General features: G+C 56.1%; 15 protein-coding genes. 8 read left to right on the plus strand and 7 right to left on the minus strand.

Going from position 1 to position 15,354, the window contains the following annotated elements:
• The first annotated feature begins 109 nt into the window (after positions 1-109).
• On the plus strand, positions 110-1,081 hold the full coding sequence (locus tag L1N82_RS04740; RefSeq protein ID WP_235286231.1) for an aldolase catalytic domain-containing protein: 972 nt from the start codon (positions 110-112) through the stop codon (positions 1,079-1,081).
• Between the two features lie 77 nt (positions 1,082-1,158).
• Here the strand turns inward: L1N82_RS04740 and L1N82_RS04745 are convergent, their stop codons facing one another.
• From L1N82_RS04745 to L1N82_RS04770, 6 genes are all read right to left on the minus strand, one after another.
• Positions 1,159-1,461 carry a hypothetical protein gene (locus tag L1N82_RS04745; RefSeq protein ID WP_235286232.1) on the minus strand — a complete coding sequence of 101 codons (303 nt, stop codon included), beginning with the start codon at positions 1,459-1,461 and terminating at the stop codon, positions 1,159-1,161.
• A gap of 98 nt (positions 1,462-1,559) precedes the next feature.
• Positions 1,560-2,429 carry an ATP-binding cassette domain-containing protein gene (locus tag L1N82_RS04750; protein ID WP_235286233.1) on the minus strand — a complete coding sequence of 290 codons (870 nt, stop codon included), beginning with the start codon at positions 2,427-2,429 and terminating at the stop codon, positions 1,560-1,562.
• A 19-nt stretch (positions 2,430-2,448) separates the two neighbouring features.
• Positions 2,449-3,261 (minus strand): hypothetical protein, encoded by an 813-nt coding sequence (locus L1N82_RS04755; RefSeq protein WP_235286234.1) that lies wholly within the window; start codon positions 3,259-3,261, stop codon positions 2,449-2,451.
• A complete protein-coding gene (locus tag L1N82_RS04760) occupies positions 3,242-3,841 on the minus strand; it encodes an RNA polymerase sigma factor (RefSeq protein ID WP_235286235.1) in 600 nt (199 codons plus the stop codon). The genes L1N82_RS04755 and L1N82_RS04760 overlap by 20 nt, the downstream gene beginning before the upstream one ends.
• A gap of 36 nt (positions 3,842-3,877) precedes the next feature.
• On the minus strand, positions 3,878-6,112 hold the full coding sequence (locus L1N82_RS04765; RefSeq protein WP_235286236.1) for a hypothetical protein: 2,235 nt from the start codon (positions 6,110-6,112) through the stop codon (positions 3,878-3,880).
• Positions 6,109-6,999 carry an ATP-binding cassette domain-containing protein gene (locus L1N82_RS04770; RefSeq protein WP_235286237.1) on the minus strand — a complete coding sequence of 297 codons (891 nt, stop codon included), beginning with the start codon at positions 6,997-6,999 and terminating at the stop codon, positions 6,109-6,111. The genes L1N82_RS04765 and L1N82_RS04770 overlap by 4 nt, the downstream gene beginning before the upstream one ends.
• Positions 7,000-7,133: 134 nt before the next feature.
• Here L1N82_RS04770 and pxpB point away from each other — a divergent pair, with 134 nt between their 5' ends.
• Genes pxpB through L1N82_RS04790 form a run of 4 tightly spaced genes read left to right on the plus strand, consistent with a single transcriptional unit; the run spans position 7,134 to position 10,114 of the window.
• Complete coding sequence (gene pxpB / locus L1N82_RS04775; protein ID WP_235286238.1) at positions 7,134-7,868, plus strand: 5-oxoprolinase subunit PxpB; 735 nt, start codon at positions 7,134-7,136, stop codon at positions 7,866-7,868.
• Positions 7,865-8,896 carry a 5-oxoprolinase subunit C family protein gene (locus L1N82_RS04780; RefSeq protein WP_235286239.1) on the plus strand — a complete coding sequence of 344 codons (1,032 nt, stop codon included), beginning with the start codon at positions 7,865-7,867 and terminating at the stop codon, positions 8,894-8,896. The genes pxpB and L1N82_RS04780 overlap by 4 nt, the downstream gene beginning before the upstream one ends.
• 17 nt (positions 8,897-8,913) lie before the next feature.
• Complete coding sequence (locus L1N82_RS04785) at positions 8,914-9,717, plus strand: LamB/YcsF family protein (RefSeq protein ID WP_328284426.1); 804 nt, start codon at positions 8,914-8,916, stop codon at positions 9,715-9,717.
• A complete protein-coding gene (locus tag L1N82_RS04790) occupies positions 9,710-10,114 on the plus strand; it encodes a gamma-glutamylcyclotransferase family protein (protein WP_235286240.1) in 405 nt (134 codons plus the stop codon). Before L1N82_RS04785 ends, L1N82_RS04790 begins: the two co-directional genes overlap by 8 nt.
• Before the next feature lie 100 nt (positions 10,115-10,214).
• Here L1N82_RS04790 and L1N82_RS04795 read toward each other — a convergent pair whose 3' ends face one another.
• Entirely contained in the window at positions 10,215-11,633 is a 1,419-nt protein-coding gene (locus tag L1N82_RS04795; protein WP_235286241.1) for a hypothetical protein, read from the minus strand.
• Positions 11,634-11,857: 224 nt separating this feature from the next.
• On the opposite strand from L1N82_RS04795, the gene L1N82_RS04800 reads away from it, so the two are divergent.
• The 3 genes from L1N82_RS04800 to L1N82_RS04810 all read left to right on the plus strand — a co-directional run bounded on the left by L1N82_RS04800 (position 11,858) and on the right by L1N82_RS04810 (position 15,277).
• Positions 11,858-13,543: a copper resistance CopC/CopD family protein gene (locus tag L1N82_RS04800; RefSeq protein WP_235286242.1), complete on the plus strand. Its 1,686-nt coding sequence runs from the start codon at positions 11,858-11,860 to the stop codon at positions 13,541-13,543.
• A 98-nt stretch (positions 13,544-13,641) separates the two neighbouring features.
• Entirely contained in the window at positions 13,642-14,556 is a 915-nt protein-coding gene (locus L1N82_RS04805; protein ID WP_235286243.1) for a sensor histidine kinase, read from the plus strand.
• Positions 14,504-15,277, plus strand: coding sequence for a response regulator (locus L1N82_RS04810; RefSeq protein ID WP_235286244.1), 774 nt, complete (start codon positions 14,504-14,506; stop codon positions 15,275-15,277). The genes L1N82_RS04805 and L1N82_RS04810 overlap by 53 nt, the downstream gene beginning before the upstream one ends.
• Positions 15,278-15,354: the final 77 nt, after the last annotated feature.

Consider the following 15,354-nt stretch of genomic DNA (forward strand, 5'->3'; position numbering starts at 1 on the left):
GAAGGGCGCGTCAGAAGGAATTGGACAGGCTGGCAAAATTGCTTTGCGTTCATGGCTTGTTTCAAGTATGATGGATAACAAATAATTGATCCTAAAGGAGTTATTCCGTATGCACGCAAAGACAAGCCATTGCAAGATAGTCGATTGCACGATCCGCGACGGCGGGCTCGTGAATAATTGGGATTTTAGCGTGGAGTTCGTACAGCATCTCTATAAGACGTTGAACGAGGCCGGCGTTGACTATATGGAAATCGGATATAAGAATTCGCCGAAGCTGCTGAAGGGTGCCGACTCGGCAGGGCCGTGGCGTTTCCTTGATGATGAGTTTCTGCGTACGGTTATACCCGAGAAGAAGAATACCAAGCTGTCCGCCCTTGTTGATATTGGCCGGGTGGACGAGAATGATATCCTGCCGCGTGAGCAGAGTCTGCTGGATCTGATTCGGGTAGCCTGCTACATCCAGGATGTTGATAAAGCGCTCGAGCTGGTCAGATTATTCCATGAACGCGGTTATGAGACTACGCTGAACATCATGGCGCTGTCCAATGTAATGGAAAACCAGCTGGTCGAAGCATTCGAGCTGATTGAGAAGAGTGTTGTGGATGTGGTCTATATTGTTGATTCCTATGGCAGTCTGACGCCGAACGATTTCAGCTACCTGGTGGACAAGTTCAAGCAGCATGTGCCGAGCAAGCGGCTTGGTGTCCATACCCATAATAATATGCAGCTTGCATTTGCGAACACGCTTATTGCAGCCGAGAAGGGTGTCGAACTGCTCGATGCTTCCGTATACGGTATGGGACGGGCGGCAGGCAACTGCCCGACAGAGCTGCTTGTCGCGAATCTGAAGAATCCCAAGTATGATCTTCGCCCTGTGCTTGATATGATTGAGAAGTACATGATCCCGCTTCGTGAGAAGGAAGAGTGGGGTTATATTATCCCTTACATGATTACCGGTATGCTTGATGAGCATCCTCGTTCCGCGATGGCACTCCGTGCCTCAGATAACAAGGATAAGTCGGTCGACTTCTATGATACGCTGACTACACCGGAAGTTTCGCAGGGCAAGAGCAAGGAATAATGCAACTGACACCAATGGCGCCACGGGATTTAGACCCTGTGGCGCCATTGGTGCGGTTAGTGCTGATAAGCCCAATGTCAGTAGCCTGCAAGCTCGCCATCGCCCCGGATAGCGGCAGCCTGAACATTAATGTTCGGATGCAGATAACCTGTCCCCTCAAACCGGCGGCCGCCGGCCGTGACGGCAGACAGTTCCACCCGTATATTGTCGCTGGTAAGGAATTGCTGCAGCAGGTCAGTCTGTCCCACCCCGTTAATATCAATGTACCAGAGCCTTGACCCCAGGTCGGAGACAACGGCCAGGTAGGCGGAAGTGAACGAGAGACGGCAGTTCAAGCCTTCCTGCCGAACCGTAAGCTCCGCGAGCTCGAACGTATCCATATCCTCATCTCCCTTTTGCATCTATGCAAGTACCCTGATTGTAAACATGCCTGCCGGGGATTGCAACCTCACGGCCCTGGAAGCAAGTGCATCCGGTTTTAGGATGTGCGCGGCGTATTCTGAAGCCGGGAACGGATGAAATAGGCATCCTCCAGCGTGGGGAGCTGCTTCTCGAATGAGGAGAAAGGGGCAGCCGCTGACATAACTCGGACCCGGAACGAATGGCCGTCCGCCCGAATATAGATGATCTGCTCTTCTGGCAGTGTCTTTAGCTGATCCGGCGTGACGCTGCCCTCGAAGACAGCTGCGTCCAGATTACTTGTCCAGGCTGTCAGTGTCCCGTGAAACCGGATCATCCCGTTATCGAGCCAGATGAGCCGGTTAGCCCACGCTTCCCATTCATTAAGCTCATGAGTGGAAACCAGAATGGTTCTGCTGCGTCCTTCAATGGACAGCTGGCGGATAAAGGACAGCCGCTCGAGGCTGTCCAGCGCATTCAGCGGTTCGTCCAGAAACAGATATTCTGGACTTCCAAGCCATGCTTGCGCAAGCACGATCCGCTGGCGAATGCCCTGCGGAAGTGTCTTGATCTTGCGTTTCCTGTAGGCCGTAAGGCGGAAACGCTCTAGATGCTCCGCGAGCTGCGCGGGAGAGAGACCTCCCTTCAATTCAGAGAGGTAGTGAAGCAGCTTCTGAACCGTCATTTCCTCATACAGCGAGACGCTTGTCGGTACGAAGCCGATGGAGGCCCGGACGGAGGCGAGGTTCCGGTCGGTAGTCAGGCCGCCGTAGCTGATCTTGCCCTGATTCGGCAGAACGGCGGTCCCCAGCAGGTGCATCAGCGAGGACTTGCCTGCTCCGTTCCGTCCGGCGAGCAGGGTAATGCCTTTACCTACAGCCAGTCTGGGGATATGAAGGCGGAAGGAGGAGCCGCTCCGCGACCAGGTCAACTTATCAATTTCCAGCATTGCTGCGCACCTCTTTGACTTATTTCATGATTCGGATTCCAAGACTTTTGCGATAGGCGAGCAGAAGCAGCGTTAACCCGGCGGCAAGAGACACATACTGCACCGTCTGCTCTATCATCATGGTATAGCCGGGACGGGAGTGGCCCTTGAAATCGGCCATGTTCCAGATGAACCAGACGATAATAGCTGCACCAATTCCTGTTTTGATCCCCCGCCGCATCATCAGATAAGCGGTAAGCCCGCCGGTTAGGACAAGCAGGGAAAACCACTGCAGAAGAAAAGGCATAAAGGGAAACTGCTCCATTCTTGCAGCCAGATAGACCGAGGCCAGCAGACCGAGCAGCAGGTTCAGCACGATCACGATCAAAAAACGGCAGAGCAGCAGCAGGGCCGGCGGATAGGGCGTAATGCTCTCGATCAGCCGCATTCCCTTATCCCACGTTCGGAAGCTGTACAACATCCCGGCAATCAGAATAGCCGGCGTCAGCATGGTAAACAGGTCGGCAACGCCATTATAGGGAGGCACAGACATTGAGAGCATAAGTGTCATCATGGTGAATACGGCCAGGCTGGCAAGCCAATATGCTTTGGGATAGGAGGATAGCTGCGAGAGCATCAGACGAATTAGAGAGGGCCTGTGGTTCCCCGTCCCGGCTAATTCCCGGATAGCGGTCTGATTCACTTCCTCTTGAAGAGCGTCAAATTCGGGCTGCAGGGCGCTGAGCAGCTTTGCTGTATCGGTTGATGTCACGGGCTTAATCATCCAGCCGGACAGCGGTTTTCGCATTTCATCCTCCAGCTTGCTGCGTTCTTCATCGGTTGGTATGCTCATGACGCGTTCCTCCTTTCGCAGATTTGCTATCTGTCTTCGCTGAGCCTTCACCTAACAGTTTTTTCTTTAACCTGCTTAGTCCTTTATACAGATGAGTTTTGACGGACCCGAGCGGAAGCTCCAGTACATTTGCAATATCCTGAAGCTTCATATCCTGATAGAACCGCAAGGTAATAATATCCTTCTGCACCTCCGGAAGCTCGCTCATGGATGCAAGAATCTCCTTGCGGGTTTCCTGCCGCTCGGCAAGCTCCACTACGGATGGACGCACATCGACCTGCTCGGGCGGATCGGTAATCTGCTTTTGGCGGGACTGATAGTAGCCGCTCTTCCAGTAATCCCGGCACAGATTCAGGGCCACCCGGTAGAGCCATGCCTGTGCATTTTCCGGTATTTTGCCCAGCTTAAGCTGCTTCAGCAGTCTGACAAATGTCTCCTGGACAAAATCTTCTGCCTTGCCGGGGTCCCGCAGCTGCCGCTGCAGGTACCCGGACAGCGGGGCGTGATAACGATGAACGAATGCTTCGAACGACGCCTGGTCGCCCCGCATCATCCCATGCAGCAGTTCTTCATCCGTCATGTCAGGCTTCTCCTTTCCTGGCTGCAGAGTCTGGCGTTACCGGCCATAAGATTCCCATACCCGATGCCAGTCCTCCAGCGTAATTTTCCTGTACTGCCTGCTGTTATATTCTTCTTCTCTATAACTTCCACCGTATTCGTTCAGTTTAATATGAAGTCCTCTCTCATAAAAATGCTTTAACGTGTCCTTCAGCCGCCCAATCTGGCCTTCTGCTGCTGCCGCAGACAGGAAGTGAGACAGGTACTCTCCTGCGGACCCGCCACGGTTATTGCCCGGTCCGGACAGCGGAGTGAAGGTCATCCCCTGCCTGTGCCAGAAGCGGGAATTGCCGGGATGCTCGATATTGTAAATATCCAGTATCGTCTCTCGTAACTCATAGACGATTGACTGCGCAGAATCGTTTTTGTCCGCGAAGGAAACCTCCGAACGGTCGCCGAACAGCATATATCGCAGCACCGTATGAAGGCGGTAGGCGTCCAGGTTGTTGTGGAGCATCTCACCGAGGAAGACGGTATTTCCCGTTCTTTCGTTGATCCACTGTTGATAGCGGCTGCCAAAGGCATCCATCGGGAAGTAGGCGATATACCGGATCCTGTCCAAAGAAGTCCCGAGCCATTCCTCGTAATAGAGCCTTCTCTTGTGAAGCTCTTTCAAAAAGCGTTCGCTCTCACGCCGGTTGCCCCCGGTCGTTATGATGGTAATCGGCTCGCCTTCGATCCGCACTTCCTCAAACAGGCCGCCGTACAGCGTAAAGGCAGCCGTATCTAAGCCGGAGTAATGCTGCACTCCATCTGGAGCCGCCGGATCAGGATTGAGAGTAGCATAGAGCGGCAGATTGCCGAAGCCGCTAACCGTTACGTCAAAGTCGGCGCTCAGATATCGTGTAGTGTCCAGACGTTCAAATAACTGATCACCATTAATATGGAACAAACTGTGGCCACCAGGAAGCGGGTACCACCCGATGCTGCCTGGAAGCATGACAGCATCCCGGCTGGCAAAAGCAAACATAAATTCCCGCGGGCCATTGTACCCCCAACTCGTGATCTGGCCCTCATAGATGACGCTCACGGACTGAATCTCCTGATTAGGTTCGAGCAGCTTTTCATCAATGCTGAAACGGTCGCCCGTTCTTATATAGTCTACGGGCTTACCGTTAACGGCAGCCTGTTTAATCCGCATGCCCGGATGAAGCAGGAAGGTTAACCGTCCAGGCTCCCGGTATTCGGGCGGCTGAGCGGCATTCAGCACGGACAGCGGCCGCCCATTACGGACAGGGAACTCGATGCGGGCCTCGACAGCCAGCGATTCGTCCTCCTGCAGCCTTACATCCAGCTTGACGCGGCTCACTTCAAAGGCAAAGACTTCATTCGCACGAGAGAGATGCTGTTGCGGTGAAGTCTCCATAAGCATTTGACGGCTGCTGTACCGCTCCATCCACATCTGTCCGTAGGGGATATAACCGGCTGCCGCAATCAGCAGGGCTGACAGGCAGATTATCCAGCCCGTACGGCGCGGGCGTTCGGGCCGTTCGTGACCGAGCACCGCCCAGCTGAGGGAGAGCAGAAAGACACCAAACAGCAGGACGAACGGGAACAGCCTTTCAAGCTCTGCTCCAGCTAGCGGCCCGAGCCATCCTTCGTTGAGGAGAAACGGGTTATCCAGCAGATGATTCAGGTAGAAGGCCTTGAGCGGATAAAGGCTGTAGTTGCCCACAATGAACAGCTGAATAAAGACTGAGCCGAAAACCCAGGCACAGAAGCCGACAGGCAGGGCGAACCTCGAGGGCAGCAGGACGCCGAGCGTAATGCCTAGCAGCAGGGATATCGCATGGGCGCCCAGCATGTGGACGGTGACGAGCGATATCTGAGACCAGCTGTACGAGAGCGAGAGCCCTTGTCTCCAGCATGCCAGAAGATAAACCAGGTCAATAAACAGCGGGATGAGTGACAGATACAGAATGCCTGCCGAAGCCTTCGACAACAGGAATGTATGGTTAGTTATTGAAGCTGCCCGCAGCCACTCGTATGCATAATGCAGAATATCGCGCCGCACGAGTAGGATACCGAGCAGCACGGGAAGACCAATTGCAAATGTATGAAGCCGTCCAAGGGCATACAGCATATGAAGATATAAGTCCTGTGAACCGGTAGGAGAAATGTTAATCAGCTGCAGCCACATATAGGCGCCTGCTGCCGGAGGCAGCAGGAGCGGCCAACGCATACGCACAATCAGTATAAGCTCCAGGGCAGTTTGCCTCATTAGTGTTCTCACAGGAAAGCTCCTCCCCCGGACGGGAGGCCGATCAGGGCCATATAACCGTCTTCCAGGCTTGGTTCGGCCAGACGTGCATAGCGGTTTGGCGGCTCTTCGGCCAGTGTCCGGCATATGAAGCCTTCCTCAGTCCGGCGGGCGGACATCAGCCGGCTTGGTCCATATCTCCGCCATTCATCCTGTGCCGCTTCCCAGGTCCATACCTTTCCTTCAGCGAAGCTTGCGAGCCCTGTGAGGTTGCCCTGATAAGCAGCAGTTCCCTCCTTCAGCACAAGCACACTGCCGCAGCTTGCCTCTATATCGCTTAGAATATGGGTGGAGAGCAGAATAATACGGGTAAGAGAGGCCTCAGCCAGCACGTTGCGCAGCCTCAGCCGCTCTTCCGGATCCAGACCCGCGGTCGGCTCGTCAACAATGATGACATCCGGATTAACGACGATCGCCTGGGCGATGCCAAGCCGCTTCATCATGCCGGTAGAGTAGGTGCGTGCGGGCCGGTCTGCATGGCTGGTCAGATTGACATCCAGAAGCACCTTATCAACCTGTTCGGAGGCCTGCCTCCGATCTGGGAAAGGCTTGCCTGGAGTGCTCATGACCCGGTGCATCAGCCATTCTCGGCCTGTCAACGAGGGATACATCTGGAATGTTTGCGGTACATAACCAATTCTCCGGCGCTGCCGCGGATGAATGACATTCAGACCGTCCAGCTCTGCTCTGCCTGTGGTGGGACGGAGCAGTCCTGCCAGCAGGCGCATTAACGTTGTCTTGCCGGCGCCGTTCGGGCCCAGCAGGCCGTGCATTCCGGGGCCAAAATGCAGCTCTGCGGGACGCAGTCCCCATTCGCCTCCGTAATATCGTTTGCCAAGCTTACTGGCGGATAATTTCATAGGTGTACCTCCTGCACTCAATACGAGCGAACGGAACGGAAAGTTTGCGTCAATTTTACACATTTCAATAAGCCATTATAATGGGAATAAGAGGATTAAGCGAGCATGTACGCATTAGAGAGGGGAGCACTTCAATGAGTATTCCGCAAATAACACCGCTGGGAGACTCCGGATTGCTGCTGCTGTTTGATAATCCTGGTGAGGCAGCAGCGGCTGCCGGCTGCCTGACTCGCGCAAAGCCTGACTGGCTGCTGGATGCGGTGCCCGCTTACGCTGCGCTGACGGTGGTCTATGAACCGTATCAGCTGAACAGGCTGCTGCGCAGCGGCAGGCTTCGGCTGCCGGCTGAACGCGAACAGGAGGGCCTGCTCTACGCTGCCGCTGCGGCCGCTGTACGGCAGGTGCTTGGCAGCGATATTTTGAGGTCAATTTCGGAACAGAAGCGCGTAGTGGAGGTGCCGGTCGTATACGGCGGTGACAGCGGTCCTGATCTTGACAGCTGTGCGGCCCGGGCGGGTATGCGCCCGGAGCAATTTATTGAAGCCCATGCAGAAGCGGTCTATACCGTGGCAATGATTGGTTTTATGCCTGGCTTTCCTTATATGACGGGTCTCCCCGAACGGCTGGCTCAGCCGCGCCGGACAACCCCTAGACAGCGGATACCCGCGGGTTCCGTGGCGGTTGCCGGTAATCAGACCGGGATTTATCCATTTGAGTCACCCGGCGGATGGCAGATTATCGGCCGGACATCTATGCAGCTGTTCAAATTTCTGGCTGACTCGCCGACACGGCTGCAGGCAGGCGATACGGTGAGATTTGTACCTGTTCCTGCAGCTCAAGCAGGCAGAGATGAGGTGAGCGGACGATGAGTATGGCAGTAGTGAAGCCGGGGCTGTTTACGACAGTGCAGGATAGCGGACGTCCGGGCTGGCGAAGCCTTGGTGTAACGGCAGGGGGCGCTATGGACAGCTATGCGCTGCGGGCAGCGAATCTGCTGGCAGGCAATCTTCCAGGGGCAGCGGGGCTGGAGATGACGCTCAGCGGAGCAGAGCTCGAAGTGCAGGAGGACCTGCTGATTGCGATAACTGGCGCCAATATGACGCCAAGCGCGGATGGGGAGGAGCTGCCGATGTGGCGTCCCGTCTGGATCAGAAGGGGCACCTGCTTGAAGTTTGGCTCAGCAGTGGAGGGCTGCCGGACTTACTTGGCGGCAGCTGGCGGTATTAAGGTGCCCAAGGTGCTGTCAGGCAGAGGGACGGACGTGCGTGCGGGCTTCGGAGGGCTTGAGGGACGCCCGCTTATAGCGGGCGATCTGCTGTCAGCTGGTAAAGTAGAGCCTGAGCGCAGCCAATGGGCCGCCCGCTGGACGGAGAAGCTGGGCAAACAGGCGGCGGCCGAAGGGAGACGGTGGGCTGCCCCTTCCTGGTATGCCCTTCCGGAAGCTTACGCAGGCGGCGGCAAAATCGAGGGATGCCACATACTGAGAGTGATAGCAGGTGCGGAATATTCAAGCTTTACGAAGGCTTCCCTGGAGGCATTATTCACCGCTCCGTACCTCGTTTCCAGCTCTTCGGACCGGATGGGCTGCAGACTGACTGAAGGCGCAAGGCTGGAGCGGACTGTGCAAGGGGAAGTATTGTCACGGGGAATTGTGCCCGGTACTGTACAGGTGCCGCCAGAGGGACAGCCGATTGTGCTCGGGGCAGATTGTCAGACGACGGGCGGATATCCGGTAATTGCCCATGTTATCTCGGCGGATCTGCCGCTGCTTGCACAGCTGAAGCCTGGTGACAGGGTTTGTTTTAAGGATACGGGACTAGAAGAGGCGCACTCCGCACTTCTGATACAGGAGGCCGCTTTGCGGATGTTATCAGCCGGGCTAGGCGCAAGGCTTTAGGAGGAGGTACAAGTCATATGCATATGGATGATTGTAATACGGATAGACAGAAGCCGCTGCAGGTTGATCTGAACTGTGATATGGGCGAGGGCTTCGGCGCATATGCTTTTGGTCATGATGAGGAGCTCCTGCCCTTGATTACATCGGCTAATTTAGCCTGCGGCTTCCATGCCGGAGACCCGTCTGTCATGCGGCTGACTGTCCGGCTGTGCCTGGAGGCGGGAGTGGCGATCGGAGCGCATCCGGGCCTGCCGGACCGCCAAGGCTTCGGACGGAGAGTGATGGCGATGAAGGCGGAGGAGATCTACGACTGTACGCTCTATCAAATTGCCGCGCTTGAAGGCTTCGTGCGGGCTGCGGGCGGCAGGCTGCAGCACGTTAAGCCGCATGGAGCGCTCTATCATATGGCGAACAGCAGCCGGGATGCAGCTCTTGCCATTATCCGTGCGGTTGCTGATCTGGATGACAGGCTTTATCTGTACGCCCAGTCAGGCAGTCTGCTGATTCAGCTTGCGGAGCAGCGCGGATTAAGAACAGTGGCGGAGGCGTTCGCCGACCGGCGGTACCATGCGGACGGCACGCTGATGCCGAGGCATCTTCCCGGCGCGGCAGAGCTGTCCGAGGAGGAAGCGGCTGCGCAGGCCTTGAGATTGGTCCAGGAAGGGGCTGTGCAGGCGGCGAGCGGGGAGGTCGTTCCGGTACGGGCGGACACGATCTGCATCCACGGGGACAGCGGCACAGCCGTGCGTACAGCTCAGGCCGTGAGACAGGCGCTCGAGGCAAACAACATTAACGTTTGCTCCCCTCATCGTAATGACTGAATGGCATCAGGTCTTTATATATGGCTCTCTGCTTCCGGGGCTTGCCAACCATCCCGTTGCAGCACCCTATATCCGGGGCCGCCGGGCCGGCCGCGTGTATGGTCAGCTGGTGGATGCTGGGGCTTACCCCGCCTTGATTCCGGCACATCCGTCCACAGGACAGCTTGTGCAAGGGCTGTGGATTACAGTGTGCCGGCATGGACTTGCGGCTCTGGACAGGCTTGAGGAGTTTTACGGTTTGGAAGAATGTAATGACTATGAGAGAGTCTGGGTGCGTGATGCGGTGGTTCCGCAGCAGCAGGGCTGGGTGTATGTCTGGTCCAGCGCGCGAGGCTGTAGGTTAATAGAGGGGGGCAGCTGGCCCTCGTACTACAGGTCTAAGAATACCTGCTGGTAATGACCATGCCAAGAGGGGCTCCCGACCGCTACGGGAAGACGGTCGGGAGCCCCTGTATGTGCTGGCCGGTCAACCGGCGTGATTGCGAACGATACGAGAGTCAGCCGGCGGTTGGTATCCCGATTGAGGCGGGGTGAGCAGCTCCCTGCGCACGCCCGGATGCTTCGTACTGATGTAAGCCTAACGGGAGCTGCGGCCTGCCGAAGACCGCCCCGTTAATTTGAACCCAGCCATTCTCTATGGACGGTATGCTGTTCTTCGTCGTACTCGGCTGGCTGCCCCGTTCTCCCAGGGAAAATTGGGAGGAAGAGGATGAGCTTGCCGCCGTGCTTAGCCCGGCTGCCGCAAGTGCATGGAATACAACATCATTCTCTGCAAGCTCAAGCTTGATGGCCTGCCGTCCTTCGCGGAGAGCAGTGCTTAGCAGTCTGAGTTCATTCAGCTTCTCGTCGGCGAAGGACAGGCTGATGCCGTATAACCCTTGCAGTCTCTTCTCCATCTTGACCGACACAGGCAGGTGGAGAAGACTGCAGCATGGCTGCAGAATGAGCCGTTCATCGGAAACCTTGCTGCACAGCAGCTCAAGCTTCTCCAGTGCTGCTGTCAAGTTCGTACGCCAAACACGGAGTCCGTCCACGATGCCTGCGCCGAGCACCTTGTCTGCCGGGAAGCCGGAGCGGGCAAGGTGGAGACCGTTTCTGCCGCCGTCATGGACGAAGTCCAGCCCGATTCCCGCGCATGGCAGGTCAACCAAGGCCTCATAGTTATCGACAGCGCCAAAATAGGTCTGCAGCATAAGCTTAACGCCTGGAGCGGCCAGCTGCAGAACCGTATAAACTTCATTTACCAGCTTCCAGTCACCAGCCTGTATGCCGTTAACTAGTGCCGGTTCATCCAGCTGAACCCATTCGGCACCAGCAGCCTCGAGTGCTGCGAGAATTTGGCCATAGAGCGGGAGCAGGGAGCGCATGGCGTCATCCCGCTTGCCGCTGTCAATACCTTTAGACAGGCTGACGAATGTATAAGGACCGATCAATACGGGCTTGGTGATTAGACCAAGCTCGTTCTTCGCTTCTTCAAAGGCTTTAAGCCACGGGTTTGCTGTGAGCTCGGGCAGCTGGCCAGGGGTCCATTCGGGAACCGTGTAACGGTAAGCTGTACCGAACCACGCGTTCGTGTCGCAGGGTGAAATCCCGCTGCAGCCGCGGGCCAGCGCAAAATACAAATCAAGAGAAGAGCCGGCAGCTAAGGCTGCGAAACGTTCCGGTATGAGCCCGAAGGCAGCGGTATGATCCAGCACATGGTCGTAACAGGTGAAGTCTCCGGAAGGAATCCAGTTAACCCCGGCATCCCGCTGCTTCTGCAGATGGCGGAGCCTCAGCCGGCTCATCTCCTCATGGAGTTGAGTCTCGCTGTACCCTCCCTGCCAATACTGCTCGAGTGCATGCTTCCACTCGCGCGCTTCACCGATTCTCGGGTAGCCCAGATTGGAGACCGTTCCAATTATGCTCTGCGTCATCTGCTTACTTCCCCCCAGCATATTTATATTAAGATAATATCGTTTAGTTAACAGAATAATTATAAATATACACCGCATTGAATAAAGATACAAGTTTTCTTCTGGTAAAGATCCTTCCTGTAAAGCGGCTGTATTTGAACGTTCTGTGTTCCTGCAGGCATTCTCTTGAGAGGCGACCTGATTTGGAATACACTTAAGATTACTGAAAGAAGGGAAGTGAAATCGTGTATTCCTCGCTGGCAATATCTGCAACACGGCTCGCCCGCAGACATGCTCTAACCATGTGTGCCCTGCTTCTGCTGGCAGCCGCGGCATTAACGGGCGGGCTGCTGTTCCCGCAGCATGCTTCCGCTCATGCTTCGCTGATCGGTGCAGCTCCCGAGCCGGACTCGCGGCTCGAAGCAGGACCGGAGCTCATCAAGCTTACGTTTAACGAACGGATCGAGGCAGGCCTCGGCTCGCTCGAGCTATTCGATTCCAACTCCAGGCCGGTAACTGACCGCAAGCCGGAAACCAGCCAAGACGGCCGTTCACTGTCGCTGACACTCCCTAAGCTGGGGGAAGATGTGTACACCGTAGCATACAGGGTTATCTCGGCGGATGGTCATCCGGTCGAAGGCTCTTATGTGTTTGTGGTCGGAACTCCCCCCGCTGGGAGGGACGCCTCATCCTTCGATCCGCTGAAAGAGCTCGGACATGCCGGACATCATGAACGGGTATCGACGCAGCTGTCGGTTAAGGAATTTATTAACTATACAGTCAGAGTGCTCTATTATGCGGCGCTGCTGCTGGCCTCCGGTTATTTCCTGTGGATGGCGCTGCGCCGTGGCAGGGTAGACAGCCCGTCCGCGCAGGAGTGGTATGCCAAGTGGGGGCTGTGGACGACACGGGGACTGATCGTGGCTGTTCTGCTCTATGTTTTCTTCCAATCCACCGCATTAATGGAGGGACAGCCGGGCTCGCAGTGGGCACAGCTGTTCACGGGGACAGCTGTCGGGCTGGCCTGGTCGGGAGCTCTCGTGCTGTCGTTTACCGGTCCGCTTGTCCGCTCTGCCGGGCATTTAGTGGGCGTAATCTGGGCTGTCTCGCTGCTTGCTCTGGAAAGCTGGAGCGGTCACGCGGCGGCTTACGATCCGCAGTGGCTTACCATAACGCTTGATTTCGTCCATCTTGCTGCTTCTGCCGTCTGGGCCGGCGGACTTGCCCTGCTGCTCGGCCTCTGGTTCAAGGACCGGAAGGAAGCAGGCCGGTTTGCTTCTATATTTACTGGCCCGGCATGGGTTTCCATGGTTCTGCTGGTGCTGACAGGGGTGGCGGTAAGTTTGCTCTACCTGCCCAAGCTGGACTATCTATTTTATACCAGCTGGGGGACGCTGCTGATTGTCAAGACGGCTCTCGTACTGCTGGTGCTTGTAACAGGCACCCTGCTGAGATGGCGCGTGCGCAGGGGGGAGCTTCCCCAAGCCCTGCTGCTCAAAGCCGACGGGGTGCTGATGACGCTTATTATCATCATAGTCGGCCTGTTCACATATATCAGCCCGCTTCCGGCTAATGAGCCGGTTAACCACCATAAGATGGGGACAGATATGCATTATACGCTGCGTATTACGCCGAATGTGCCCGGTACAAACACCATGATGGTAAAGGTGTGGCTGCCTGAGGAAGCAGGCTCCCCTAAATCAGTCGTGTTAAGGCTCTTCTCCGAGGACCGGCAGGAGCTTGGACCCATTGATGTGCCGCTCGAGCCTGCTGACGAGGAAGAACTCACCCCCTTTGAGGGCTACGAGATGGCAGCATACCGTGCGGAAGGTCCGTATATTCCCTTTGCAGGGAGCTGGAGGGCGCAGATCAGGGTGATGACGCCTGACGATGATGAGCTTGTTAATGAGTATGTATTCCGGAATTATTAGCCGTAAACCCGGCTTTCCGGCTGCCGCCTGCCGACTCTCGAAAGCCTCAGGCATGCAGTTATTGTGCGGGCGGAAGAGTGCAGGAGGGTGGAGCAGCCATGACCTATAAACAAATTAAATACCTCATTTTGTGGACGCCGACCGTAACAATCGGGGTTTGGGAGTATCTGAGGCATACGGTACTACTGCCCTATATATCAATGGAGCTCGGCAATTTGCTGGCTCCGGTTCTTGTCCTGCTTGTGACCGTGACGCTGCTGCGCAAGCTGTTCACTATTTTGGAGGAGACCCAGGAGGCTCTGCATCGGGAAAGACTGACTAAGGCAGGGCTTGAGGAGCGTGAGCAGCTTGCCCGGGAGCTGCATGACGGGATATCGCAGTCGCTTTTTCTAATGTCAGTCAAGCTGGATAAGCTGGAGCGGGCGGAATCTGATGAGGACCTGAAGCAGGTTTCAGAGCAGATCCGGTCTACGGTGCGGCGGGTTTATGAGGATGTCCGGCAGTCTATTGCCAATCTCCAGCATCCTCCGGCGGCGGTGAACAGCTCTTGGCAGCAAACCATCGAGGCTGTCATTGCCGAGGCCTTGAACGGCAGCGGCCTGAAGGCTGACCTGGACTGGCGAATCCCTGATCACTTGCTGACCAGCAGGGAGAAGGTAGAGCTGGTTGCGATCGTCCGTGAAGCTCTTCTTAATGCGCGCAAGCATGCGGAAGCAGACACTGTCTGTATCAGCTGTGAACCGCTCGGCTTCAAGGGAGGGTTTCGCTGTATGGTGGCTGATGACGGCAAAGGCACGGAGATGCAGCGGCTGCATTCTGCGGGATGCTTCGGTATACGCATGATGGAGAGCCGGGCAGCGGAGATGGGCTGGTCCTTTGAGGTGAAGACGAGCCAAAACGAAGCCGCAGCAGCGGGCGGTACGGTGGTGACAATTGTGAAGAGAGGAGATGAAGGGGCGGATGACGGAAGGGAAGAAAGGGAAGAAAGGTACGTTCAGAGTGCTGATCGCTGATGATCATCCGGATGGCCGTGAAGGGATGCGGGATATTTTGTCTCTTGACCCGGATTTTCTGCTCGTCGGCGAGGCTCAGACGGGGGAGGAGGCAGTTGAGGCTGCGTCGAGGCTTCGGCCCGATCTGGTTTTGATGGATGTAAGGATGCCGGGCATCGGCGGCTTGGAAGCAACACAGCGGATCAAGCAGGAAAATCCGGCCGTGAAGGTCGTCATGGTAACCGTATCGGGTGATATTACTCATCTGTTTGAAGCGCTGAAGAGAGGCGCGCAAGGCTATCTGCTTAAGAACCTGACGCCATCCGCGTGGCATGAATACCTGCGTTCGGTTGCATTTGACGAAGCACCGATGACCAGGGAACTGGCTTACCAGCTGCTCCGGGAATTTGATACAGCGCCGGGGCAGCGCCCCGGACCAGGCGAAGGACGCAGTCCTGGCGGGAGTTCCGCCGCCTTAGCTGCTGCGGGAGAGTTGAGAGCCCGTGAGCATGTGAAAGCTGCCGAAGACCGGTATATTACACCGCTTACCGGAAGGGAGCGTGAAATACTGGAACGGGTGGCTATGGGGGAATCGAACCGGGTTGTGGCCGAAACGCTCGGCATCTCGGAGCATACGGTAAAGAACCATCTGAAGAATATACTGCAGAAGCTTCATCTGGATAACCGGGTCCAGCTGGCCCGTTACGCTCTGCAGCAGGGACTTGTAGAGCGCAAGGAGTAGCTGCTGCCCTTTAGCAAGCACCAGGGGTGTTCACATATTCGACATGTTCTTCTAGCCCTTTTGAGTCATGCCTTGAA

The sequence above is a fragment of the Paenibacillus tarimensis genome (genome assembly GCF_021532315.1).
Lineage (GTDB): Bacteria > Bacillota > Bacilli > Paenibacillales > Paenibacillaceae > Paenibacillus_I > Paenibacillus_I tarimensis.

Excerpts from the sequence above, each read along its gene's own strand:
- L1N82_RS04740 (WP_235286231.1), top strand. The coding sequence starts at position 110 with ATGCACGCAAAGACAAGCCATTGCAAGATAGTCGATTGCACGATCCGC.
- L1N82_RS04745 (WP_235286232.1), bottom strand. The coding sequence starts at position 1,461 with ATGGATACGTTCGAGCTCGCGGAGCTTACGGTTCGGCAGGAAGGCTTG.
- L1N82_RS04750 (WP_235286233.1), bottom strand. The coding sequence starts at position 2,429 with ATGCTGGAAATTGATAAGTTGACCTGGTCGCGGAGCGGCTCCTCCTTC.
- L1N82_RS04755 (WP_235286234.1), bottom strand. The coding sequence starts at position 3,261 with ATGAGCATACCAACCGATGAAGAACGCAGCAAGCTGGAGGATGAAATG.
- L1N82_RS04760 (WP_235286235.1), bottom strand. The coding sequence starts at position 3,841 with ATGACGGATGAAGAACTGCTGCATGGGATGATGCGGGGCGACCAGGCG.
- L1N82_RS04770 (WP_235286237.1), bottom strand. The coding sequence starts at position 6,999 with ATGAAATTATCCGCCAGTAAGCTTGGCAAACGATATTACGGAGGCGAA.
- pxpB (WP_235286238.1), top strand. The coding sequence starts at position 7,134 with ATGAGTATTCCGCAAATAACACCGCTGGGAGACTCCGGATTGCTGCTG.
- L1N82_RS04780 (WP_235286239.1), top strand. The coding sequence starts at position 7,865 with ATGAGTATGGCAGTAGTGAAGCCGGGGCTGTTTACGACAGTGCAGGAT.
- L1N82_RS04785 (WP_328284426.1), top strand. The coding sequence starts at position 8,914 with ATGCATATGGATGATTGTAATACGGATAGACAGAAGCCGCTGCAGGTT.
- L1N82_RS04790 (WP_235286240.1), top strand. The coding sequence starts at position 9,710 with ATGACTGAATGGCATCAGGTCTTTATATATGGCTCTCTGCTTCCGGGG.
- L1N82_RS04795 (WP_235286241.1), bottom strand. The coding sequence starts at position 11,633 with ATGACGCAGAGCATAATTGGAACGGTCTCCAATCTGGGCTACCCGAGA.
- L1N82_RS04805 (WP_235286243.1), top strand. The coding sequence starts at position 13,642 with ATGACCTATAAACAAATTAAATACCTCATTTTGTGGACGCCGACCGTA.
- L1N82_RS04810 (WP_235286244.1), top strand. The coding sequence starts at position 14,504 with ATGACGGAAGGGAAGAAAGGGAAGAAAGGTACGTTCAGAGTGCTGATC.